This window comes from Planococcus circulans (assembly GCF_020023385.1).
In the GTDB taxonomy this organism is placed as follows: domain Bacteria; phylum Bacillota; class Bacilli; order Bacillales_A; family Planococcaceae; genus Planococcus.
Genome location: NZ_JAIQCL010000002.1, coordinates 272825 through 294257, shown reverse-complemented (window position 1 = coordinate 294257; position 21433 = coordinate 272825). Strand labels below are relative to the sequence as shown.

The following is a 21433-nucleotide window of genomic DNA, read 5'->3' as shown; positions in this document are numbered from 1 at the left end:
CCATCATTCATTTTTGCCCAACTGGCTCTTCAACGCTTCCAGTTCATCGTCCACATTGATGCCGGCTTTCAATGATTCCAGTTCGTCATCAACCGAAGTATCGCTGTCGTATTTCGAAGCAAGATCCTTGATGTCAGTACCCGAACCTTTGTTCAATTCCGACATGGCGATGGCCTCGTCAAGCTCCTGGTTGATTTTCTGTTCCATCTTGTCGAAGGCGGAAATCCGTTCGCCTGCTCCGTCCACGGAAGAAGCAAAATCGTTCATGCGTTTTTGCGTCTTCGCGACCGATGCCTTTCCTTTCAGTTCAGAGCGGCGGGACTCCAGTTCGCCGATATCCGATTCCAGCTTGTCATGCATTTGGCGCATCTGCTGCGTATTGGCGGCTGCAAGCTCAACAGCCGTCTGTTTGTCTGTCACTTTTTCGGAAAGCTCTGCCTTGCGCTGCAGGAATTTCCGCGCGTCGTCTTCGTTGCCGGCTTCCAATGCTTTTACGGCATAGCGCTGCATGTCGCCAATTTCTTTTTCCAGCTCTTCAAGTTCACGCCGTTCGCGCTTTTCAGCCGCCATGATTGCTGCCGTCTCTGATTTCACTTTTCCAAGATCGCTGTTCAAATCACGCAAATACTGATCGATCATCTTTTCCGGATCCTCTGCCTTATCCAATAGCGCGTTGATATTGCTTGTCATAATGTCTTTGAACCGTCTTAGAATTTCCATCATCATTCTCCTCTTTGTATGGTTTTTTGGGACTGCCGAGCAGTCTCTTTCTTACTTGAAAGATTACCCTCTACCTGTAAAGATTAAGCCTGCCAACAGCGCGATCCATTTGCTGATGCATGTACAAGATGAAAAGAATTCTCCCTATCAGTATATCGTATTGCCGCGTCCAGGTGATCTTTATAGGGGGAAAATTCAATCAACTGAAATCAAAAAAAGCCGATCAGCACCTCCTGAACCTAGCTTCAGTTCATCGGGGTACTTTCGGCTGTCATTTCTTCTGCATTCTATTTCTTAACGGATGGCTGTGGGGTCGTTTTGCTGTTCCCATGCCGGCAATGTTTTCGACAAGGCTTTGTCTTCCTTATAGCCCAGCACGTATTCCGCCTGCATGATCGTGTGGATTTCACGTGTCCCTTCGTAAATGACAGGCGCTTTTGAATTTCGCAGATAGCGGCTGACCGGGTATTCGTCCGAGTAGCCATAGGCCCCGTGGATTTGGAACGCATCGTCTGCCGCCTGGTTGGCAAAATCACAGGCCTGCCATTTCGCCAATGACGTTTCCCGGGTGTTGCGTTTCCCTTGGTTCTTCAATTCGCCGGCGCGATAGACAAGCAGACGGCTCATCTGAAAACCTGCTTCCATTTTCGCAATCATCTGCTGGACCAATTGGTGCCGCCCGATTTCCTTACCGAATGTCTGGCGTTCATGGCAATAGCTGACGCTCGCTTCCAGACACGCCATGATTTGACCGACTGCACCCGCTGCCACCGTGAAACGGCCATTATCCAGTGCCGCCATGGCAATCTTAAAGCCTTCGCCTTCTTCGCCCAGTAAATTCTCTTGCGGAACCTTGACGTCTTCAAAAAACAATTCGCCCGTGTTGCCCGCCCGGATGCCATGCTTGCCTTTGATGGCTTTGGAAGAGAATCCTGGCCATGTACGCTCCACGATAAAAGCGGAAATCGCTCCATGCTTTTTCGACTGCTCGCCCGTATAGGCGAAAACCAGGAAATGGTCTGCCACATCGCTTAGAGAAATCCAGGTCTTCTGTCCATTCAATACATAATGGTCGCCTTGTTTCACGGCGGTCGTCTTCATCGCTGCTACATCCGACCCGGCACTTGGTTCCGTCAATCCGAAAGCGCCGATCTTTTCACCTTTGGCTTGTGGCACTAAATATTTTTGCTTTTGCTCTTCCGTCCCCCATTGGAGAATCGTCAGGCTGTTGAGGCCAGTATGGACAGAAACGGCGGTGCGGAAAGCCGTATCGCCCCGTTCCAACTCCTCACAGACAATTGCCAGCGAATTATAATCCATGCCGCTGCCGCCGTATGCCTCCGGTATGCAGACACCCATCAGCCCGAGGTCAGCCAGCTTGCCATAAATCGCCGGATCCGATTTGCCTTCGCGGTCCCATTCCTCGATGTATGGCATGATTTCTTTGTCGACGAACCCTCGTGTCGTGCGGCGCAGCATTTCCTGTTCTTCTGTGAATGAAAAATTCATAATAAATTTCCCCTTTATAAAGTATTGGTTTGCCGTGTGGTATATCGTCCTAAAATCTCATGGTTATGTTCTCCCGGATTCGGCGGATGCCGTTTCACTTTGACGGGTGTTCGCGACAATTTCAGCGGACTGCCAATCATCTTGATTTTTCCGGCTGTCGGATGATCGTGCTCGATGAACATATTGCGCGACTGCAGCTGCGGATCATTGACCACGTCCTGCATGGTCTGAATCGGCCCGGCCGGAATCTTGTGTTCCCTGCATAGAGCCTGCCAATGAGCCGTTTTTTCTGTCAGTAAAACCTGCTGCAGCAAAGGCACCAGCGTTTCCCGGTTCTCCACCCGTTTCGGATTGGTCCGATAGCGCTCATCCTCTGCGTATTCCGGTGTTGCTAACACCGCGCACAATGCTTTGAATTGATGATCATTGCCGACAGCGAGCACCATTTCCCCATCAGCAGTCCGAAATGTTTGGTAAGGTACGATATTGGCATGGGCGTTGCCTAAAGCCGTCGGTATATTTTCATTCATCAAATAATTGCTGCCTACATTGATCAACGCACTGACCGCTGTATCGTATAAGGAAATATCCAGCTTCTGCCCTTTGCCGGAACTCACCCGTTCCAGCAATGCCGCCTGAATGCCGATGCAGGCATATAATCCCGTCAACACATCCACAATCGCAACCCCCGACTTCTGAGGTCCTGATTCCTTAGTTCCCGTGATGCTCATCAAGCCGCTCATCGCCTGGATAATAAAATCATAGCCCGGCACATCGCGATCCGGTCCTGTTTCACCGAAACCGGTGATGGAACAGAAGACGATTCCAGGATTGACTTGCGACAAGGTCTCGTAGCCCAATCCGAAGCGTTCCATGGTGCCCGTCTTAAAATTGCTGACGACCACATCACTTTCTGCAGCAAGCTTTTTGATGATTGCCACGCCTTCCGCTGTTTTCAAATCGACAGTAATTGCTTTTTTATTGCGGTTGGCACTCAAATAATAAGCACTCACGTCATTCCGGAAAGGAGGACCCCATTTCCGTGTCTCATCACTGCCACCGGGAGATTCCACTTTTATGACTTCCGCTCCCAGATCCCCAAGAATCATCGTGCAGTAAGGACCTGCAAGAACACGCGATAAATCGAGTATTTTTATACCTTCCAATGCCCCGGTCATTTTTCACGGCTCCTTTCAATGCTGTTCCCATACAAAAAAGCCAGTCCAAAAAGACAACAGCAAAACTGCTTGTCTGAATGAACTGGCTTTTATCTACGTATGAAACTTCCGGAAAGAAATTTCGGCAGACTAGGCAGTATGGGTATTTCTTCTTTTCCGTGCTCAGCTTGATCGTACGGAAAGAGCGCTATCGCGTTCTGGTACGATTCTTATTGCCACTTTAATACAGAAGACATGTTTTGTAAATAACAAAAGCCTATTTATTTTTAATTTTCTGTAAACTAATTATTTTTCTTTGTGGGCTTCGTAATGCTTATGTAAATCCTTCAAAGCAGATGCTAAGGCATTTCCAGCTTTTCCAAGGTAATGGGTTTTGATGGCCGCCAACGGTTTTTCAATGCCATCCTGCAGGCTGTGCCCCCTCAATAATTGATGGACAAATTCCTGTCCGTGAACAGTCGCCAAGGTGCAGCTGGCCGCTACAATCACGCTGTATTTCTTGTCGATTTCTGCGGTGATGGTCAAGGTCTCATACATATTCTGCGCCGCCATGCCCGCCGGCAGCCTGGCGTGGCCCGCAATAAAAACAGTATTCATGATTTTTTCCTCCTCGGCATTTCTCTGAAACTTTGTTCGTCAAAACTTAAGATTTGCTGGAAGCAATCGTCACTCTCCCCTTCCACAATAAGCCCCTACCACTGCAGCCATGGCTTTCGCACTGATCAACAGGCTCTTTTCATCGATTTCGAATTTCGGATGATGATGCGGATACGATTCTTTTCCTTCAGGCTTTGCACCGACATAGAAAAAGCAGCCCGGCTTTTCCTGCAGATAATAAGCGAAATCCTCCGAGGGCGGCTGCGGTGCAACTTCTGTGACAGCCGACACTTCGGGGATAGCTGCCTCTTCGAGCGCTTGGCGAACCTGTTCGGTGACTCCCGGATCATTATAGAGAACGGGGTAATCATTGGCGTATTTTAAAGTGGTCTCTACACCAAAAGAAGTTTCCAACCCTTCCGCAAATTGGCGAACCTGTTTTTCCACCAACTCCCGGGATTCATGCGACATGGTCCTTACATCGCCTTCGAGCGCGACAGAATCCTTGATGACATTGAACTGGCCCTTGCCGTCGAAAGAACCGATCGTCACCACAGCGGTATCGAATGGATCCACCCGCCGGCTGATGATGGTCTGGCAGTTCATCACAAAGGAACTGGCTGCCACAATCGCGTCATTTGCCATATGCGGTGAAGAGCCATGGCCGCCTTTCCCTTGGATATGCAGCTTGAAGCGGGCTCTCCCGGTTTGCGTATTGCCGCTTCGGTAAAAAATTTTGCCGGTTTCCATCGTCGACATGACATGGATTCCGAAGACCGCCTCCACGCCATCGAGAACTCCAGCTTTGACCATTCCGATTGCGCCTCCCGGCGGCATTTCCTCGGCCGGCTGGTGAATGACTTTGATCGTCCCTGTCAATTGACCTTTCATCTCGGCCAAGGTTTCAGCAAGCACCAGCATATAAGCTGTATGTCCATCATGCCCACAGGCATGCATGATGCCTTCCGTTTTGGAGGCGAACGGCAGTCCCGTTTCCTCCTGGATCGGCAAGGCATCAAAATCTGCGCGGATCGCAATGGTCTTTCCGGGCTTTTCTCCCTTAATCGTTACAACGATGCCCCGATGGTCACCGACATCGGTTTCCACAGTATCCACTGGCACGTCTTTATAGAAATCCTCGATATATGCGGCAGTCTGTTCTTCTTCAAACGACAGCTCCGGATGCTCGTGAAGATGCCGCCTTATCTCAATGATGCGCTGTTCTTTGGCATCTAATCGTTTCATCAATTCTGCAGTAAGCATGGCAATCACTCCCTTCCTAGATTCTACACTTTCTTGGAAAAACAATGCTTTTCATCTTTCATGCTGTATAATTTCATAATAAAAAACCGTCTTTACCTATACCATGGAAAGTCCGGCTTGTTTGACTTTCCCCCTCGCTCTTTTAGTTCTACTGCGGACCTTGAAAATTTATAGATCCCACAAACAACCAAAACAATGGCTGCAAGAACTAAAATAAGAAGCAGCTTGCCTTCATTAAAACTGTTTAGGAACACCAATAGCAAGGCAGACATTGAAAAGAAGACAGTAAAACAACGTCTCAGCCATTTCAACCCAAAGTATGCACCGCCGAACGCCAAGAGGCCGTTCATGGTAAACAGCACCTAAACTATAGCGTCATTTCCCATTTCCGTATAGACCACCAATTGCTCCGCTACAAAAGCCAGCGACGTTAACGCTGCGTCCCGATACTTCTTGCAAAAGGGGATCAGTAAAGGCCCCAATAAAAAACTGTAGATCCGAACTGAAACCTCATCCAAAAGAAAAATGGAGCCGATGGTGAACAGCATGAATGCGGTTACTGCAATAATGCCTGCACCACCAGGATTCCAGCGCTTCCAAACCTGCAGATACAAGGCAAATATAATCAACGTTGATACAGCGAAGAGCCAATCGGTGTCGTCTGTACCGGACAGTTCTTCCCCGTAAATCAGTCCGATACTGGCTAACATAGCCACCGCAGTTAATACATACCCCTTCATCTTGTTCCTTCTTTCTCTCTAACTTCTCTTCAAGCATTTAGCCTGCTGCGATTTTCGGTCACCTGTTAATTATTCTGCAGCACCGGCGAACAATCCTTTAAGTTGTTTAGGTGACTCGCAGCGGCGGAAGACACGCAAACAATTAATCATCGATCAGCCACCACGATATGCACCGCTTCAATCGGTCCATGCACACCAATGACGATATTCATCTCAATATCCGCACTATTGCTTGGTCCTGAAATGAAATTGATGCATGTCGAAAGTTCTTTCCCTTCGCTAATCGATTTATGGATTGTCTGGGAAACCTGCGTCATGCGAGGCACAATCGTCGATTTCGGGACAATGGCAACATAAGCCAAGGGCAGCAAGCTGACCGAACGGGCAATATCCTTATCATTGAATTGCACAACCGTACCCGACTCGGCTAAACTGACATCACTGAAAAACACTCCGATGGCAGCTTGTTTTGCTATTTCGATATTCTCTTCTCCCAATTCCGAATTCCAGACATGGGCGCCGCTGTCAGCCAATACGACATCCAGTCCGTAGTCGCTGAATCGTCCATCTTTTGTGGCCACAATCCGCCCACCTTCATACTTCCTGAAAGTTTCCAGCAGGACTTCCCCAAGCTGCGCGCTATCTGTTTGAATCACATTGGTTGTTTTTTCGATACTGTTCTTAGTGAACACAGCGGCCAATTCTTCAGAAGATGTCTTTTTCAAAATTTCCAGCTGAGGACGATGCTTCCAATCGGGTCTAGTCACCTGTTTGCTTTGCTCTCGTCCAAGCTTGGTTGAAATTGTCGCCAAAAAATCCGTTTTATTGTGAATCATCCCTTCAGCCATCTGTTCCTCCCCCTCTCTTGTGATTGTCGAACCATTTCCGGAAGTTGCTGTTTGCAGGTGCTGGGAAATCCCGTACAGCTGTCCAAAGCTTAATCGGCCCCGGACCACCCGAGATGCTATCGTCTTTGACAAAAGGTTTCATCATGGCCGGCATCCCTTTTACTGCCAGGCGGAATAGCGAAGGGGAACTTGCACCGATGCCGAATGTTTTCATTGCCAATTTTTCACTGGTCTTCGCTTTTTCCTTCACATAAATCTCCCGGTGCCGGATCAATTGCTCGTGAAGGGGAATTTTCACCGGACAAGCTTCACTGCAGGCTGCACAAAGGCTGGAAGCGAAAGGAAGTTCACCATACTCTTCATAACCGCCGAGAATAGGGGACAATACAGCTCCGATCGGCCCTTGATAAATGGAGCCATACGCATGGCCACCTATATGGCGGTAAACCGGACATACATTGACACAAGCCGCACATCGAATACAATGGAGCGCTGATTGAAACTCAGTGCCCAGCGCCTTCGAACGCCCTGCATCCAAAATCACCAAATGAAATTCCTTGGGTGCATCCACACTGTCTTCCTCCAATTGGGGAGTCAGGTTGGTGACATACGTCGTTATTTTTTGCCCGACTGCACTTCTGCTCAGCAGATTGGTCATGACATCGAGTTCTTCCCAGGTCGGCACCAGCCGCTCCATTCCCATAATGCTGATTTGTGTCTCTGGGAACGTCGTGACCATATTGGCGTTTCCTTCATTGGTCACGAGAGAAATCGTTCCTGATTCTGCTACCGCAAAGTTGCAGCCTGTAACTCCAATGTCCGCTTGCATAAAGGTTTCACGCAATTGGCTCCGTGCAAAGGCAGCCAACTGCTTGGGTTCTTCAGTACCCGTATAGTTGGCTTTATCCCGAAATGTATCCCGGATTTGTTCCTTGTTTTTATGCAGAGAAGGAACCACAATATGGGATGGCCGATCATGGTCGTCGATCTGCAGGATGTATTCTGCCAAGTCTGTTTCATACACTTCACAGCCGACTTCTTCCAACGCTTCGTTGAGCCCGATTTCTTCTGTCACCATGGATTTTGCTTTCGTCACTTTTTTGGCGTTTTTCTGTTTGGCAACTTCCTGGATATAGCGGGTGGCGTCTTCCGCTGTCGCGGCAAAATACACATGGCCGCCCCTTTTCGAAAAGTTTTCACTCAATTGGTCCAAATAGAAATCCAAATTATCCAGCGTATGGCGGCGGATCTCTTCACCGGCGCTTCGCCACTCTTCCCAATCCCCCACTAGTTCATCTTCCACAGTCGCCAGCATTTTCTTTCCCCGCAGCCGATCTTGTGCAGAACTCATGGCCTTTCTCATAAACTCGTCTTGCAGGGCTTCATCAACTCGACCAAAAAATGGTTTGCTTCCAATTTTCATCGCCATTGTTAGACACTCCCTTCTACACGCGAATTAAGGATTTGTGCAATATGCTTCACTTCAATCGCTTTGCCTTTTCGATCAATCCGGCCTTTGATATTCATCATGCAGCCATTATCCGCTGCGATCAAAAGAGTTGCTGTTGTTTCCTCTACATGCCGGACTTTTTCATCCACCATCTGCTCTGAAATCGGCGCCATCTTAACGGCGAACGTTCCCCCGAATCCACAGCAATCGTAATTATTCGCGAGCGGCAGCATTTCAAGTCCTTTGACATTCGCCAACAGCTTAAATGGTGCTTCTGTTTCTTTCAGTAATCGCATCATATGGCAGGAGGTATGGTACGTTGCCCTTGCCGGATATACTGCTCCTACATCTTCAATCTTCAACACATTGACGATGAATTGGGTGAACTCATACGTTTTATCCGCCACGGTCTGTGCCCGTTCATGCCACGTTTCGTCATCTTTGAGCAGGTCCGGATATTCTTTGAACATCGCAGCACAAGAACCGGATGGAGTCACGATAAACTCCGAGTTTTCGAAACTGGCGATCATCTGCTTTGCCGCTTTTTGTGCATCTTCCCGGTATCCGCTATTGTAGGCCGGCTGCCCGCAACAGATCTGCCCTTTGGGAAAATCGATATCGCACCCGAGCCGCTCCAAAACTTCCACAACATCTTTTGCGACATTTTGATAAAACATCTCTGAGAGGCAAGTGACAAATAAGGATACTTTCATGTTCATCCACTCTTTCCATAGTTTTTTCATTCTAAGAGGAGAATATGATCCCTGCCCATAAATAGAACAGGTCATCATATGACTAGAGCGCAGAAGTGCGTCCTTTGGAAAATGAAGTGCGTTACTCGATATAGTGCGAAAGAACTTTTTCTACTCCAATTAAATGATTGAGCATGTTTTTTTGAGCTTCTTCTATATTTCGAGCTTTTATCGCTCGATAGATCAATTGATGCTCTTCGACTAAAGAAGCCATCATTTCTTCTGAATACAAAAGAAGCTGCCGTGTTTCCCGCATCGATTCAACCATAATTTCAGACACACTGGACATTAAATTGATCAACATCTTATTGTGTGTTGCATGAGCGATGGCCAAATGGAAATCCAAGTCTGCCTTCTCGCCTATTTCCCCTTGCCCTTTGGCTTCTTTCATCGCGTTTAAAGCTTCTTCCATCAGCAATAGATCTTCATCGTCATGGTTGACTGAAGCAGACGCTACCGCTCCGACCTCCAAAATTTTACGGACTTCTGAAAGTTCTTTAATATCTTCCCGCTTTATGAGAAGTGCAGAAGACAAAGGGAGGGAAAACTTTGAAGCATCGAATGAGGTAATATACGTTCCTTCGCCTTGGCGCATTTCGACTAACCCCATAGCACGCAAACCACTCAAAGCTTCTCGTATCGCCGAGCGTCCAACATTGAAGTTTTTTGCTAATTGCTCAACAGAATCCAGTTTGTCACCTGTCTTAAATTGGCCGCTCTTGATCATTTCCAAAATGGAATCTGTGACTTCTTCGTATATCTTTCTTGTGCGAATTGGTTTAATCTCCATAAACTTTCTCTCCTGACTGATATATTCCTGGCTCCCCTTTAAAAAGAAACAGAGAGAATATAGTGGAACGCTTCAAAGATGCTGACTACCAATACAACAGGTCATCAGATGATTAAAATTAAACTTATCCAATATTCTGAATTTAATCAAGTTTTTAAAATTCTCATTTTAACTATTCACAGATAGTAAGTTTCTCTCTACTTACAAAACTTTATCTCAAAATAATTCATAATGGGTATTCATTATTTGTTCCTCCGTATCCCAGCAAACTTTTTCACTCCAGGAAACGTAATGGAATGGTCTTTTATTCAATTTTATTCATGGCGTTAGCCAAAGGATTCTACTGATTATTCCTCCCTTTAGACCTTTTACTCCACATCCCTCGAAACCTTAGAGGAAATAGCGTTTTAGTTTATTCAGTTTTATTCCATTCACGATTTGAATAGATTGAAGCTGATTTTACAATATGGAAAATCTATGTAGTAAGCAGCCATCCACTATCCATTTCTTTATACAACAATACAATTGATGTGACTGACTGGCGGTCAAGACGGAATCGCCGTACCTGTCTAGATGGACATCGATTCAATTGCAGATCTTAAGCGAAAAGAGTAGAAAAATAGAAAAACCGGACCACTTGTTTCCAAGTGGTCCAGTTTTTACATTATGCGGGTGCCAGGCACGCATACAATTTCAATCGTTTCTTCTTGCGTCTCCTGTCCGTTTATCCGATACATCCTTAGAATATTCTTTCGCATCCTGCATTTCGTCTTTACCATCTTCATAATCAGTGGCTTCGTTATCTTTGTCGAAAGCTTCTTTAGTTTTCTTGACGGCTTTGTCGATTCCCGAATCCGGAGCACCGCTTGCTTGTTCTCCTGGTGATCGTCCTGCTGTACCTTTTCTTGTCATTGCTGATTCCTCCTGTTTGTACATTTTAATGATAGTTTACCCTCCTGTTTCGATCCTAATCCTCTCTTGAAATCTTTATCGCCTGACTTCCCATTCCCCCTTAATATTCGGCTAAGGCTTTTCATCATTGTTCAAACCTCTGCCACCCAAAATTGATATTCAATTTATATTCGCCCCTTATGATGGGTCAGAAATGTTTTTTTGATAGAGAGGAGAAATAACGTAATGAACAAATTCCTGAACCCGATCACGGATTGGGTATCAACAAAAAAAGGCATGTGGATTACCCTCATTGTCTGGCTTGTCCTGATGATTGCACTCAGCATGGGGCCGAGGCTCAACGACTACAAAGTCGCTAATTTCCAGTCGCTGCCCGATGATGCACAATCGATCATTGCGGACCAGAAACTGAAGGAATATTTCCCGAACGACCAAGGGACACCTGGCATTCTCGTTTTCCATAACAGCGAAGGCGATGTCAATCCCGTAACTGTACAAGAAATTCTGACAGGCATTACAGAGGCAAACATTGAAGGCATCGACTCGATTGTCGACATCAGCCAATTGCCTCCTCCTGCTTTAGAAGGTTTTTATTCTGAAGACAATACGACAATGATTATTCCGATGTCACTTGAGGCAGGGCTCGGCAGTGCCGATTTTGCGGAAATCAATGACGAAGCTTCTGAAATCGGCAGCGGCATCGCAGCTGATTCCGGATCGATGGAATTTTACGTCACCGGCCCTGCCGGTATTGCGGGCGATACCGTAAAATTGTTTGAAGAAGCGGATTTTGTCTTATTGATTGCGACTGTACTGATCATCCTCGTACTGTTGATTGTCATTTACCGCTCGCCACTTTTAGCATTTATCCCGCTTTTGGCGACAGTGATCGTCTATCAAGTGGTCAACCAGACACTTGCCTTTATGGGTTCCGGCGGATTGGAACTGACCAGCCAAACGACTTCGATCATGAGCATCTTGCTGTTTGCGGCTGTAATCGATTACTCGCTGTTCGTGTTCTCACGCTTCCGCGAAGAATTGAACCATTATGAAAGCAAACACGAAGCCATGAAATACGCGATGCGGGCAACGGGAGAACCCGTGTTCTTCGCCGGCGGTACTGTTCTGGCAGCCATGCTGGTGCTGTTCTTTGCAGACTTCCGTGACTACGCAAACTTTGCGCCGATTTTTGGTACGGCTGTTTTCGTCATCATGATTGCTTCAATCACGCTGATTCCGGCTTTATTCACGTTATTCGGCCGTAAAGCATTTTGGCCGAAAGTGCCGAAATATGGTCAATCGTCAGAAGTGAAGCATGGCATTTGGGGACCCGTTGCGAAATTCGTCGTCAACAAACCGTTGATTTCCGGCGGACTTGTCGCCGCTCTGATGATCATTTCGGCATTGAATATCGTGAACCTGGAGTTTGAATTCGATACAGTCAAATCATTCCCGGAAGATATGCCCTCCCGTGTTGGCTATGAGATTGTTGAACAGAAATTCGACAAAGGCGAAATCGCGCCTTCCACCCTTTTGGTTGTTGGGGAGGAGCCGATTACAGAAGAAGCCGCAGCTCTTCTTTCTGAAGAACTGACGGCTTATGAGGAAATCGCCTCTGCTCGTTTATCCGGTCAAACGGACGACGGCGAAGCAGTGAAATACAATATTGCCTTATCAATGAATCCGTATTCAACAGAAGCACTGGAATTTATGGAACGGCTGCGGAACGACGGCAGCACTTTGCTGGACCGTACTTCCATTGATGGCGAAACGCATTTCGGTGGCATTACGCCGAAACTTGTCGATGAGCGGGACGTCAACAATAGCGATATCTACAAAATTGTCATACTTGAAACCTTGTTGATCCTGGTGTTGCTGTTCGTATTGACACGGTCATGGAAAATGCCGATCTATATGATGGCAACGATTTTACTTTCTTATCTGTCGGCGCTGGGACTGGGGATTTTCCTTGTTGACGTGCTGTTCGGCTATGAAGCCATCAGTACCCGCGTACCGGTGTATGCGTTCATCTTCCTGGTAGCGCTTGGAATCGACTATAACATCATCCTGGTTTCACGCTTTATCGAAGAACGGAAAGCACGGAAAGTCAAAGACGCGCTTGAAGTCGCGATCAGCCATACAGGCGGTGTCATTTCTTCTGCGGGCATCATTCTGGCAGCGACATTTGCGGCATTGACGACGATGCCGATTGCTGATTTATTCGTCTTCGGCTTTATGGTTTCGATCGGCATTCTGATCGATACCTTCCTTGTGCGTGGCCTGCTGCTCCCGGCTTTGATACTGTTTTTTGAAAAAGACAAGTAAACCCTGCATAATATAGAGAGTTGAAAGCCCGGTCTTCCTTATGCCGGGCTTTCTGAGTGAATGGGAGGAATCCACATGAAAATACTCGTCGTGGACGATGATATCTATATTCAGCAACTCGTGGCAATCCATCTCGGTAAGGAAGGCTATACCGTGTTCAAAGCAAACGATGCGGAACAGGCGTTGCTGCTGCTCGAGGACCAGCTCGTTGATTTGGCCATCGTGGATGTCATGATGCCCGGCATGGATGGTTTTCAACTGACCCGCATCTTGACGCAGGACTTGGACATTCCGGTGATTCTGCTGACGGCGAAAGGCCAGCTGGAGGACAAGGAGAAAGGCTTTCTTTCCGGTACCGAAGATTACATGGTCAAACCTTTTGAGCCGAAGGAATTGCTGTTTCGTGTTGCGGTGGTGCTCCGCCGATCCGAACGCTCTGTCCAGGAAAATTTGCAGGCCGGCAACCTGGCGATCAACCGGCGGAACTTCGAAGTGACCATCGGCAATGAAACCGTCATCTTGCCGCTGAAAGAATTCGAACTGTTGTCGCTGCTGGTATCGCGTGTCAATCTGGCCACTCCCCGCGGACTGCTGATGGACTACGTCTGGGGCGAAGAACATGAAGGCAATGAAATGACCTTGAACACCCACATCAACCGGATTCGCGACCGCCTGAAACGCTATGGCGCTGATGTTGAAATCCATACTTTGCGCGGCATCGGTTATAAGCTTGAGGCACCAAAATGAAAACCTTGTACCGGCAATTCACTGTGGCAACGCTGTTCATTCTGGCCATCAGCATCCTGATTGGTTTCACCATCGCCAATATCTTCTATGTGTCCATCACAAAAGAAGAAACCATCAGGCAGAACGTAGCCATCGCAGAAGAAATCGTCAGTACTGTGGAAAGCATCCCGTATTCCGAGGAAAGTTTCAACAGCTATATGCAGGCCGTCGCGAAGCTCGGCTATCAGATTGCACTCGCCGACAGTTCGGGAAATATGCAATTTTTCGGCGAACCGTTTGATGACATCACATTTCCGGAACCCGCCAACCGGGTCCTGACGGAAAATGAAACCTATACCGGAGTGGACAATCTTACAGACAAAATCTTCATGATCGGCCACTTCACCAATGAACTGCATAACACAGTCGGCGTTCCGTTTGAACGGGACGGCGAACGGTATGGTCTGTTCATCCGTCCCGATACCAAGCTCGTGTCGACCGATATCCATTCTGTGCTGATCGGCTTTGTGGCAGCGATTGCGCTTGTCAGCATCATCGGCATGATTTTTATGGCGCGGCAATTGACGCGGCCGATTGTCCAGTTGACGGAAGCGACCAAACACATTGCGCGCGAAAACTACAGCTATCCGCTTGATATTCGGCGCAATGATGAAATCGGCCAGCTGTCCGAAAGCTTCAACTTGATGCAGAAACAGCTCCAGCATAACGACCTGGCGCGCAAATCCTTCATCAGCAATGTGTCGCATGATTTCCAGTCGCCGCTGATGAACATCCAAGGCTATGCCGACTTGTTGAAGTCGCCGAACCTTGCCGAGCAAGACCGCTTGGCATATACGGCCATCATTGATGAGGAAGCGAAGCGGCTGTCCAGCCTGACACGCCAATTGCTGCTGTTGACATCGCTCGACCAAGGCGCTTATCCGATGAAAGTGAAAGAATTCCAGTTGGATGAGCAATTGAGAAGCGCTGTCCGGAAATACCGCTGGCGCCTCGAGGAAGAGGACATCAATTTGTCTTATCAACTCGCACCCACCCGGTTCCATGGCGATCCCGAGCTGCTCGACAATGTATGGGATAACCTGCTGACCAATGCCATCAAGTACAATAAATCCCGCGGCAGCATTGAAATCACCTTACAGTCGGACGAAACCGGCACCATCGTGGCATTCAAAGACAGCGGCCTGGGCATTCCGAAAGACGCCTTGCCGCAATTGTTCGACCGTTTCTACCGCGTCGATGCAGCACGCAAAAAAGACAGCACCGGGCTCGGGCTGTCCATCGTCCACCAAATCGTCAGCTTGCATCACGGCACCATCCGAGTCAATAGCAAAGAAGATGAGGGCAGTGAATTTATCCTGCACTTCCCTCATCCCTAAACAATAATAAGTTGGAGGTCTACTCATGGAAAAAACTTGGAGTCTTCGTTTAATACGCTTTTCAGCCATTTTCGGCTTATTCGGTACATTTCTTGGTTCACAGATGGCCGGAGAAATGGATTACAGCCTGCGTCCGATCCACGCCCATATCCTGCTCGTCGGCTGGCTATCGGTCTTTGCCTGGGGAATTTTCTACCGGGTCTATACGATCAAATACAAAAAGCTTGTGGCTATCCACAGTGTACTTGGAATGGTCGGTGCCTTTACACTGACCGGCGGCATGTGGCTGTATAACTTGAACCCGTTCAATTGGAACGAAACCTTGGTCATGATCTTGTTCATCGTGGGCGGCAGCTTATTGCTGCTGGCATTCCTGCTGTTTTTGATCATTACATTCTTGACCGAAAAAGAATAGCAACAGAAAATCCACTGGAGCAACGCGTTGCTCCAGTGGATTTTTTTGGTTCATCTGGTTCTTACGTGATTGCGGACTAAGACTTTACTTCATTAGTCAAAAATCGCCTTGCCATCCTCCATGCCGATCGGCAGTGAAGAATGTTCGTGGGTAATACGCCAAGAACCTTCTGTTTTTTCCAGCACAAACGTGAAGCGGTTGCTCATCTTCCGAAGTTCCTTGCCCGTTTCATCAAAAGCTGCGAAACTCATGGAACCATGGACATATGCAAGTTCCCCATTTTCTTTTGTCACTTCATCGTGCAGCTCCGCACGAAGCCGTTCCCCCTCTGCCAATCCCCCAAACCAGTCTTCCACTAAAGTCTTCCATTGCTCAATCCCGTTGTATTGCCATTCTTGCCAGCAGTCGAAAACATGGATGTCCTGCGCATAGCCCGAAAGAAACTGGTCTACATCTTTTTCGTAAACGGCGGCGCTGTAGTTTCTAAACACCTCTTGTACATTCGTGAACATATGACTCCTCCTTTGGGATCGGTTTCTATTGGGTATCTTTCGCCGTGGCTCATCAGGACTCCTTTAACAGCATAAAAAAACCGCCAATCTATGAGAATGGCAGTTTTTCGTTTTCTGTACATGCATGAGTGGTTGTTAAATCCCTAAAAAGTTCTATTTGTTTTATACATCAAGTACCCCTAGAATTCTCCAATCACCTTCAATGCCTTCAAAGCCAGCAGCAGATCAAATTGCTTTTGGGAATCCCGGAGATCTACATTTGCGATGTCGCTGATCCGGTTGATGCGGTATCGCAGGCCGCTGACCGACAGCAGCAGATTGGCGGAAGTCAGCTCCAGGTTTCCGCCATTCATCAGGAATTCGTAGAGGGTCAGCATATAGTCTTTTTGCTGTTCTGAATCTCCGTACAGCCTACCTAACTGCAGTTCAGCGATTTTACGAATGGCTTGTTCTTCTTGCGAATGGATAAGGATTCCAAGAATGCCCAATTCATTGAAAGACATCGTCGGCTGATGTGCCGTGGTAAACCGCGCCGCTGTCATCGCTTCCTTCATTTGATCGACTACAGAACCAAGATCATTACATGTAGAACTAACACCTACATGACAATGTATTTTTGGGTAAGAGCGCTTAATGCGTTCATAGAAAATAGTTGGACCATCTTGCATCAAGGCATGTTCAGCAGCTTCTGGGATAAAGCACAGAATTCCATTTGCCCGCTGGACTTGTAAAACTTCATAGTTGCGTTCCTGAAAAAATTGCACCACTTCTTCATAAATATTTGTGAACGTCGATAGATTATCTTCTTCATTGAAGTCACTGTAGCCAAGCGCCAGATAAGCGACATGATAATCACCGGAAGCATCAATATTCAACAGGTTCAACTCACGGATGATCTGCTCCTTCGATTCGAAACCATCTGTCAGCATCTTCTCGAATAGGATTCCTTTTGTTCGGGCATTCGCTTCCATGATGTTTTTATTGTTCAAGTAAACTAAAGTGCTGATGGACGTCAGCCTGCCAAGTATCATCCGATCAATTTCCTCCGGTGGCTGGTCGTCTTGTTTATAAATGAATGAACAATAGCCGGCAATCTGGTTTTGTATATAAATCGGAGCCGTTAAACGGCTGGTATGTTCAAATTGAAATAAATCCGTTTTTTGAATGGGCCATTCCTTCAGCCGTTTGTGGAAAGAGGCCTGCAGTTTGGCTGCCTCTTCAAGAGTAATGTTCTCACTATCTGTAATTTGGCCTTTCTGGTTTTCAATAATGATCGGGTTTGAAATATACCTCTTTAAAATACCTAAAATATTCTTCAGGCTATTCGAGCGGATAAGCTCTTCAGTCAATTCATTGTGGATATCAATGACCATCTGCAGTCGGTTGCGTTCTTCTTCAAGCTGCAAAAAGCGACTTGCATCTTCTTCCGGATCTGTTCCCATAAAACTGTCATACTCGTCTCGATGCCAATCTTTGAGCAGTTTGCCTTCCCACTGGCAGGCGACATCTCCGCTTGCTTCACAGGCGTGTTCCTTGAAAAAAACATCCTTGCCGATCAAGGTGGAGATATAGCCGCTGGCAAACCCGCAAAGCATGTAGCAAACGGGTTTTACAGCGGCAGTATCTTCTTTAATATAATGTTCCGCTTCAAAAGAATTGGTCCAGCTTCCTTTGAATAGCACAGAGATGACTTCGTTCCCGACAATTTCAACCTTCTTGGCGTCGATGCGGACATGCGCCTGCCCCAATGCTTCATGCATTTCTGCACCTTGAAGCATTTGAGAGATCAAATCCAAATCTTCTCGTCCGCTGACAATTTGCGCCATTTCTGCTCCCTGCGACCAACCAAACTGGAAAAAGTTCTTTTTGACTTTTGCTGGGCCAAGCATCTTGACCAATTGTTTCTGCCAGGCTGAAAAAGCTGCCAATGGCATTGCGACTGAGCCACGTTTTCGAAGTTTTTGAGATGGTTCATTCCCCTCGGTTCCCCACGGTTGCTGTCTAGAAGTCATTTCCTGTCCCATTCACTTTCCCCCTTCAGTTCAAGGCAATGCAGATGTTTTTCGCTTCCGTAAAAAATTCCAGACTGTGGTGTCCGCCCTCACGACCGATTCCACTCTTTTTGAATCCACCGAACGGTGCGCGCAGATCCCGGACAAACCAGCAGTTGACCCAGATTGTGCCAGCTCTCACTCCGTGTGAAATGCGGTGGGCCCGTTTCAGGTTCTCTGTCCAGACAACCCCATTCAATCCATAATCTGTATCATTGGCAATACGCAACGCTTCTTCTTCTGTATCAAAAGGAATGATTGTTACGATCGGCCCAAAAATTTCTTCCTGGCAAATCCGCGCTTTCGGATCCTCGTGCAGATAGACCGTCGGCTGAAGGTAATAGCCCTCTTTAAGATGAGCTGCCAGTTCTGGCGTACCGCCTCCGGTAATCAAAGTCGCCCCCTCTTCTTTGGCAATCTCCAAATAGGACTTTACTTTATTGAAATGCTCTTCACTGACAAGCGGGCCCATTTTGGTTTCCGCTGCCTGTGGATCGCCTACCACTAATGCTTCTGCTGCAGCTTTGTATTTCCCGATGAATGTATCCAATATTGAACGCTGAACCAGAATCCGTGAACCTGCCAGGCATACTTGTCCTGAATTCAGGAAAGCCGCTTGAATCGAGACCGGAATCGCTTTATCCAAATCTGCGTCTTCGAAGATAATATTAGCTGCTTTACCGCCAAGTTCAAACGCAAACTTCTTCAGCGTATCAGCACCATTGCGCATAATCGCTTTCCCGGTCGCTGTTGATCCGGTAAATGAAATCAAATCCACATCAGTATTTTTTGTAATAGCTGTTCCAACAACACTGCCTTTACCGTGGACAATATTGACGACACCATCTGGAATACCTGCTTGTTTCGCAATTTCACCCAGCAAAGAGACCGACAGCGGCGTCATTTCAGCAGGCTTGATGATGGCTGTATTTCCAGCTGCCAGACATGGACCGAGTTTCCACGTAGTAAGCATAAACGGAGCGTTCCATGGGGTGATCAATCCTGCAACCCCTACCGGCTCATGGCGCGTGTAGTTGATGTAGGCATCTTCCATCGGGTAGGTTTCTCCGCCCTGCTGTTCGACAAAATCAGCGAAGAACTTCAAGTTATGCGCTGCACGTGGAACTTCCGCTGCAAATGCGTGGCTATAGGGTTTTCCGACATCCAATGCCTCCAGACGCGCAATTTCTTCTTTACGCTCTAAGATAATATCTGCCATGCGACGGATTTTCGCACAGCGTTCCGCAACTGTCATCGTACGCCAAGGGCCATTTTCAAACGCTTCCCGTGCAGCCGCACAGACTTTTTCCACGTCCTGCTCGGTCGCTTCCGCTACAACGGCGATCACTTCCTGTGTCGCCGGATTTTTAACTTCAAATGTCTGCTGGTCCGAAGAAGCTTCATAATTTCCATTGATGAAGTGCTGAACTTCCCTTACTGTAGTTTCGACTGTAGTCATTGCAATTCCTCTTTTCTTTTTGAAATGGATTGGCCTGCAATTCCCCAATGTGTTTTGGGCACTTCTGTAATCAAGACCCGGACATTTTCTTTTGGAGCATCCAAGACCTCTGATACGGTTGTCGTAATCTCAGAAATCAACTGCTCTACTTTCTCGGGTTCCCGTCCTTCAGCAATCGTGACTTGGATAAACGGCATAGCTTTCACTCTCCTGTCTTAAAACTAGCATTTATGGTTCCGAAGCCGTCAAATGCGGCTGAGAAATGATCACCCGGTTCGATATGAACAGCTTGTGTGATGGCCCCACTCAAGACGACTTGGCCTTTTCGGATGAATTGGCCACGCTTGGCGATTTTATTGGCCATCCAGGCGATGGCGCTTGCCGGGTTGCCCATAACTGCAGCCAGTGTACTGGTTGCCATCACTTCCCCGTTTTTCCGGAAGACGATTCCAGTAAGGCTCATATCTACAGCATCCGGTGGCAGCATCTGATTGCCGAGAATATAGCGGCAGGAAGACGAGTTATCCGCCACTGCATCAAGAAGGGTGAATTTAAATGCTTCAAAACGGCTATCGATCACTTCAAATGCCGGCAGCACATAGGCCGTCGATTGAATGATTTGTGCTGCGGTTATATGAGGGCCTTGAACATCTTCTTTAAAGACGAAAGCCAGTTCTGGTTCCAGCTTGCCGTGGATAAAGCGGTCGATCGAATGCATCTGTCCCTCATCCAAGCTCATGTTTTTCAATAGCACGCCGTAGGAAGGCTCATGGACACCCATCATCTGCTGCTTTGCTTTGCTGGTCAGCCCCAGTTTCCATCCCGAAACTGTTGTCTCTTCTTCGCGGCATTTCTTGTCGATCAAGAGTTCCTGGACGCCATAAGCCTTGTCTTCGTCAAAACCCGGAAATTCCGTCGCAAATTGCGGCAAGGTGCGGACATTCTTTTCCGCCTGGAACAAATCCTCTACTGCTTTTTCCAATGATGCTGTTTTCATTTCATATTCCCTCCATTTGAAAAACTTGCAGATACTGAACCCAAATGAGCAAATTCAGCGGTAAATGTATCTCCATCCCGTATCGCAAGGGCCGCTGTAAAAGCACCCGTCAAAATGACTTCACCGGCAAACAGCGACACATCGTAATCCGATAAGGCATTTGCCAGCCAAGCGATGGCATAGATTGGATTGCCAAGAACTGCGGCACCGGTAGCCGATTCGAGGTATTTTCCATTCTGGTAGAGATTCATTCCCAAACAGCTGAGGTCCAACCCTTCCAGTTTCGTCGGTTTTGTCCCCATCACCACCAAAGCGGAAGAGCCGTTGTCTGAAACCGTGTCTTCAAAACGGATTTTCCAGTCCTCGATGCGGCTGTCGATGATTTCAATCGCAGGCACTATGTAATCCGTCGCTCTAATGACATCAAGTGCTGTAATATTTGGGCCTATTAAGTCTTCTTTCAGGACAAAAGCGATTTCACATTCCACTTTCGGCTGCAGCAGCTTCTCAAGCGGCACCGTATCCCCATCCGCATACATCATTGTGTCGAATAAGTGGCCGTAATCCGGCTGATCGACACCGAACATGGATTGGATTGCCTTGCTCGTTGCGCCTATTTTCTTGCCGACAACCCGCGCACCTTGCGCTTTTTTCTGTTCCACGTAATTCAATTGAATCTGGTAAGCATCCGACAAAGAAATCGCCGAAAAGCGTTCCGTGAAGGGGGCAATCGGTTTTTTCGATTGCTCGGCTTCAATTAATTCATTTGCAAGCTGTTCAACAGCAACCATA

21 protein-coding genes are annotated in these 21433 nt (G+C 47.4%); 4 read left to right on the top strand and 17 right to left on the bottom strand.

The genetic code is table 11. The features are described 5' to 3' along the window. Positions 1-3 precede the first annotated feature (3 nt). From K8U60_RS05590 to K8U60_RS05540, 11 genes are all read right to left on the bottom strand, one after another. Positions 4-720 carry a PspA/IM30 family protein gene (locus tag K8U60_RS05590; RefSeq protein WP_223636018.1) on the bottom strand — a complete coding sequence of 239 codons (717 nt, stop codon included), beginning with the start codon at positions 718-720 and terminating at the stop codon, positions 4-6. A 294-nt stretch (positions 721-1014) separates the two neighbouring features. Then, positions 1015-2229 carry an acyl-CoA dehydrogenase family protein gene (locus tag K8U60_RS05585; RefSeq protein ID WP_223635563.1) on the bottom strand — a complete coding sequence of 405 codons (1215 nt, stop codon included), beginning with the start codon at positions 2227-2229 and terminating at the stop codon, positions 1015-1017. Between the two features lie 14 nt (positions 2230-2243). Continuing rightward, a complete protein-coding gene (locus K8U60_RS05580; protein ID WP_223635561.1) occupies positions 2244-3407 on the bottom strand; it encodes a CaiB/BaiF CoA transferase family protein in 1164 nt (387 codons plus the stop codon). Between the two features lie 285 nt (positions 3408-3692). Beyond that, entirely contained in the window at positions 3693-4004 is a 312-nt protein-coding gene (locus tag K8U60_RS05575; protein WP_223635558.1) for a DUF3870 domain-containing protein, read from the bottom strand. Between the two features lie 69 nt (positions 4005-4073). Further along, the gene (locus tag K8U60_RS05570; protein WP_223635555.1) at positions 4074-5267 is read right to left on the bottom strand and encodes a M20 family metallopeptidase; all 1194 of its coding nucleotides are present in this window, start codon (positions 5265-5267) and stop codon (positions 4074-4076) included. Between the two features lie 362 nt (positions 5268-5629). Beyond that, a complete protein-coding gene (locus tag K8U60_RS05565; protein WP_223635553.1) occupies positions 5630-6007 on the bottom strand; it encodes a hypothetical protein in 378 nt (125 codons plus the stop codon). Between the two features lie 146 nt (positions 6008-6153). Continuing rightward, complete coding sequence (locus tag K8U60_RS05560; protein WP_223635551.1) at positions 6154-6855, bottom strand: LutC/YkgG family protein; 702 nt, start codon at positions 6853-6855, stop codon at positions 6154-6156. Continuing rightward, positions 6848-8284: a LutB/LldF family L-lactate oxidation iron-sulfur protein gene (locus tag K8U60_RS05555; RefSeq protein ID WP_223635549.1), complete on the bottom strand. Its 1437-nt coding sequence runs from the start codon at positions 8282-8284 to the stop codon at positions 6848-6850. The genes K8U60_RS05560 and K8U60_RS05555 overlap by 8 nt, the downstream gene beginning before the upstream one ends. A 2-nt stretch (positions 8285-8286) precedes the next feature. After that, positions 8287-9018 carry a (Fe-S)-binding protein gene (locus tag K8U60_RS05550; protein WP_223635547.1) on the bottom strand — a complete coding sequence of 244 codons (732 nt, stop codon included), beginning with the start codon at positions 9016-9018 and terminating at the stop codon, positions 8287-8289. A 121-nt stretch (positions 9019-9139) separates the two neighbouring features. Continuing rightward, positions 9140-9847 (bottom strand): FadR/GntR family transcriptional regulator, encoded by a 708-nt coding sequence (locus K8U60_RS05545; RefSeq protein WP_223635545.1) that lies wholly within the window; start codon positions 9845-9847, stop codon positions 9140-9142. Between the two features lie 693 nt (positions 9848-10540). Further along, positions 10541-10759, bottom strand: a complete 219-nt coding sequence (locus K8U60_RS05540; RefSeq protein ID WP_223635543.1) for a hypothetical protein — start codon at positions 10757-10759, stop codon at positions 10541-10543. Between the two features lie 225 nt (positions 10760-10984). Here K8U60_RS05540 and K8U60_RS05535 point away from each other — a divergent pair, with 225 nt between their 5' ends. From K8U60_RS05535 to K8U60_RS05520, 4 genes are all read left to right on the top strand, one after another. Then, positions 10985-13084 (top strand): MMPL family transporter, encoded by a 2100-nt coding sequence (locus K8U60_RS05535; RefSeq protein ID WP_223635541.1) that lies wholly within the window; start codon positions 10985-10987, stop codon positions 13082-13084. 75 nt (positions 13085-13159) lie between these two features. Then, positions 13160-13831 (top strand): response regulator transcription factor, encoded by a 672-nt coding sequence (locus tag K8U60_RS05530; RefSeq protein WP_223635538.1) that lies wholly within the window; start codon positions 13160-13162, stop codon positions 13829-13831. Beyond that, entirely contained in the window at positions 13828-15207 is a 1380-nt protein-coding gene (locus K8U60_RS05525) for a sensor histidine kinase (protein ID WP_223635535.1), read from the top strand. Before K8U60_RS05530 ends, K8U60_RS05525 begins: the two co-directional genes overlap by 4 nt. A gap of 25 nt (positions 15208-15232) precedes the next feature. Next, positions 15233-15622: a hypothetical protein gene (locus K8U60_RS05520; RefSeq protein WP_223635531.1), complete on the top strand. Its 390-nt coding sequence runs from the start codon at positions 15233-15235 to the stop codon at positions 15620-15622. A 92-nt stretch (positions 15623-15714) separates the two neighbouring features. Here the strand turns inward: K8U60_RS05520 and K8U60_RS05515 are convergent, their stop codons facing one another. The 6 genes from K8U60_RS05515 to K8U60_RS05490 all read right to left on the bottom strand — a co-directional run bounded on the left by K8U60_RS05515 (position 15715) and on the right by K8U60_RS05490 (position 21432). After that, the gene (locus K8U60_RS05515; protein WP_223635527.1) at positions 15715-16134 is read right to left on the bottom strand and encodes a YybH family protein; all 420 of its coding nucleotides are present in this window, start codon (positions 16132-16134) and stop codon (positions 15715-15717) included. Positions 16135-16313: 179 nt separating this feature from the next. Further along, the gene (locus K8U60_RS05510; protein ID WP_223635524.1) at positions 16314-18158 is read right to left on the bottom strand and encodes a helix-turn-helix domain-containing protein; all 1845 of its coding nucleotides are present in this window, start codon (positions 18156-18158) and stop codon (positions 16314-16316) included. Between the two features lie 13 nt (positions 18159-18171). Next, a complete protein-coding gene (locus K8U60_RS05505) occupies positions 18172-19644 on the bottom strand; it encodes an aldehyde dehydrogenase (RefSeq protein WP_223635521.1) in 1473 nt (490 codons plus the stop codon). Then, the gene (locus K8U60_RS05500) at positions 19641-19841 is read right to left on the bottom strand and encodes a 4-oxalocrotonate tautomerase (RefSeq protein WP_223635519.1); all 201 of its coding nucleotides are present in this window, start codon (positions 19839-19841) and stop codon (positions 19641-19643) included. The genes K8U60_RS05505 and K8U60_RS05500 overlap by 4 nt, the downstream gene beginning before the upstream one ends. Before the next feature lie 5 nt (positions 19842-19846). Beyond that, positions 19847-20641, bottom strand: a complete 795-nt coding sequence (locus tag K8U60_RS05495) for a 2-keto-4-pentenoate hydratase (RefSeq protein WP_223635517.1) — start codon at positions 20639-20641, stop codon at positions 19847-19849. Next, the gene (locus K8U60_RS05490; protein ID WP_223635514.1) at positions 20638-21432 is read right to left on the bottom strand and encodes a 2-keto-4-pentenoate hydratase; all 795 of its coding nucleotides are present in this window, start codon (positions 21430-21432) and stop codon (positions 20638-20640) included. Before K8U60_RS05490 ends, K8U60_RS05495 begins: the two co-directional genes overlap by 4 nt. Position 21433: the final 1 nt, after the last annotated feature.

What these genes read in the sequence shown, in the direction of transcription:
- K8U60_RS05590 (WP_223636018.1), bottom strand. Translation starts at nt 720, where the DNA reads ATGGAAATTCTAAGACGGTTCAAAGACATTATGACAAGCAATATCAAC.
- K8U60_RS05585 (WP_223635563.1), bottom strand. Translation starts at nt 2,229, where the DNA reads ATGAATTTTTCATTCACAGAAGAACAGGAAATGCTGCGCCGCACGACA.
- K8U60_RS05580 (WP_223635561.1), bottom strand. Translation starts at nt 3,407, where the DNA reads ATGACCGGGGCATTGGAAGGTATAAAAATACTCGATTTATCGCGTGTT.
- K8U60_RS05575 (WP_223635558.1), bottom strand. Translation starts at nt 4,004, where the DNA reads ATGAATACTGTTTTTATTGCGGGCCACGCCAGGCTGCCGGCGGGCATG.
- K8U60_RS05570 (WP_223635555.1), bottom strand. Translation starts at nt 5,267, where the DNA reads ATGCTTACTGCAGAATTGATGAAACGATTAGATGCCAAAGAACAGCGC.
- K8U60_RS05565 (WP_223635553.1), bottom strand. Translation starts at nt 6,007, where the DNA reads ATGAAGGGGTATGTATTAACTGCGGTGGCTATGTTAGCCAGTATCGGA.
- K8U60_RS05560 (WP_223635551.1), bottom strand. Translation starts at nt 6,855, where the DNA reads ATGGCTGAAGGGATGATTCACAATAAAACGGATTTTTTGGCGACAATT.
- K8U60_RS05555 (WP_223635549.1), bottom strand. Translation starts at nt 8,284, where the DNA reads ATGGCGATGAAAATTGGAAGCAAACCATTTTTTGGTCGAGTTGATGAA.
- K8U60_RS05550 (WP_223635547.1), bottom strand. Translation starts at nt 9,018, where the DNA reads ATGAAAGTATCCTTATTTGTCACTTGCCTCTCAGAGATGTTTTATCAA.
- K8U60_RS05545 (WP_223635545.1), bottom strand. Translation starts at nt 9,847, where the DNA reads ATGGAGATTAAACCAATTCGCACAAGAAAGATATACGAAGAAGTCACA.
- K8U60_RS05540 (WP_223635543.1), bottom strand. Translation starts at nt 10,759, where the DNA reads ATGACAAGAAAAGGTACAGCAGGACGATCACCAGGAGAACAAGCAAGC.
- K8U60_RS05535 (WP_223635541.1), top strand. Translation starts at nt 10,985, where the DNA reads ATGAACAAATTCCTGAACCCGATCACGGATTGGGTATCAACAAAAAAA.
- K8U60_RS05530 (WP_223635538.1), top strand. Translation starts at nt 13,160, where the DNA reads ATGAAAATACTCGTCGTGGACGATGATATCTATATTCAGCAACTCGTG.
- K8U60_RS05525 (WP_223635535.1), top strand. Translation starts at nt 13,828, where the DNA reads ATGAAAACCTTGTACCGGCAATTCACTGTGGCAACGCTGTTCATTCTG.
- K8U60_RS05520 (WP_223635531.1), top strand. Translation starts at nt 15,233, where the DNA reads ATGGAAAAAACTTGGAGTCTTCGTTTAATACGCTTTTCAGCCATTTTC.
- K8U60_RS05515 (WP_223635527.1), bottom strand. Translation starts at nt 16,134, where the DNA reads ATGTTCACGAATGTACAAGAGGTGTTTAGAAACTACAGCGCCGCCGTT.
- K8U60_RS05510 (WP_223635524.1), bottom strand. Translation starts at nt 18,158, where the DNA reads ATGGGACAGGAAATGACTTCTAGACAGCAACCGTGGGGAACCGAGGGG.
- K8U60_RS05505 (WP_223635521.1), bottom strand. Translation starts at nt 19,644, where the DNA reads ATGACTACAGTCGAAACTACAGTAAGGGAAGTTCAGCACTTCATCAAT.
- K8U60_RS05500 (WP_223635519.1), bottom strand. Translation starts at nt 19,841, where the DNA reads ATGCCGTTTATCCAAGTCACGATTGCTGAAGGACGGGAACCCGAGAAA.
- K8U60_RS05495 (WP_223635517.1), bottom strand. Translation starts at nt 20,641, where the DNA reads ATGAAAACAGCATCATTGGAAAAAGCAGTAGAGGATTTGTTCCAGGCG.
- K8U60_RS05490 (WP_223635514.1), bottom strand. Translation starts at nt 21,432, where the DNA reads ATGGTTGCTGTTGAACAGCTTGCAAATGAATTAATTGAAGCCGAGCAA.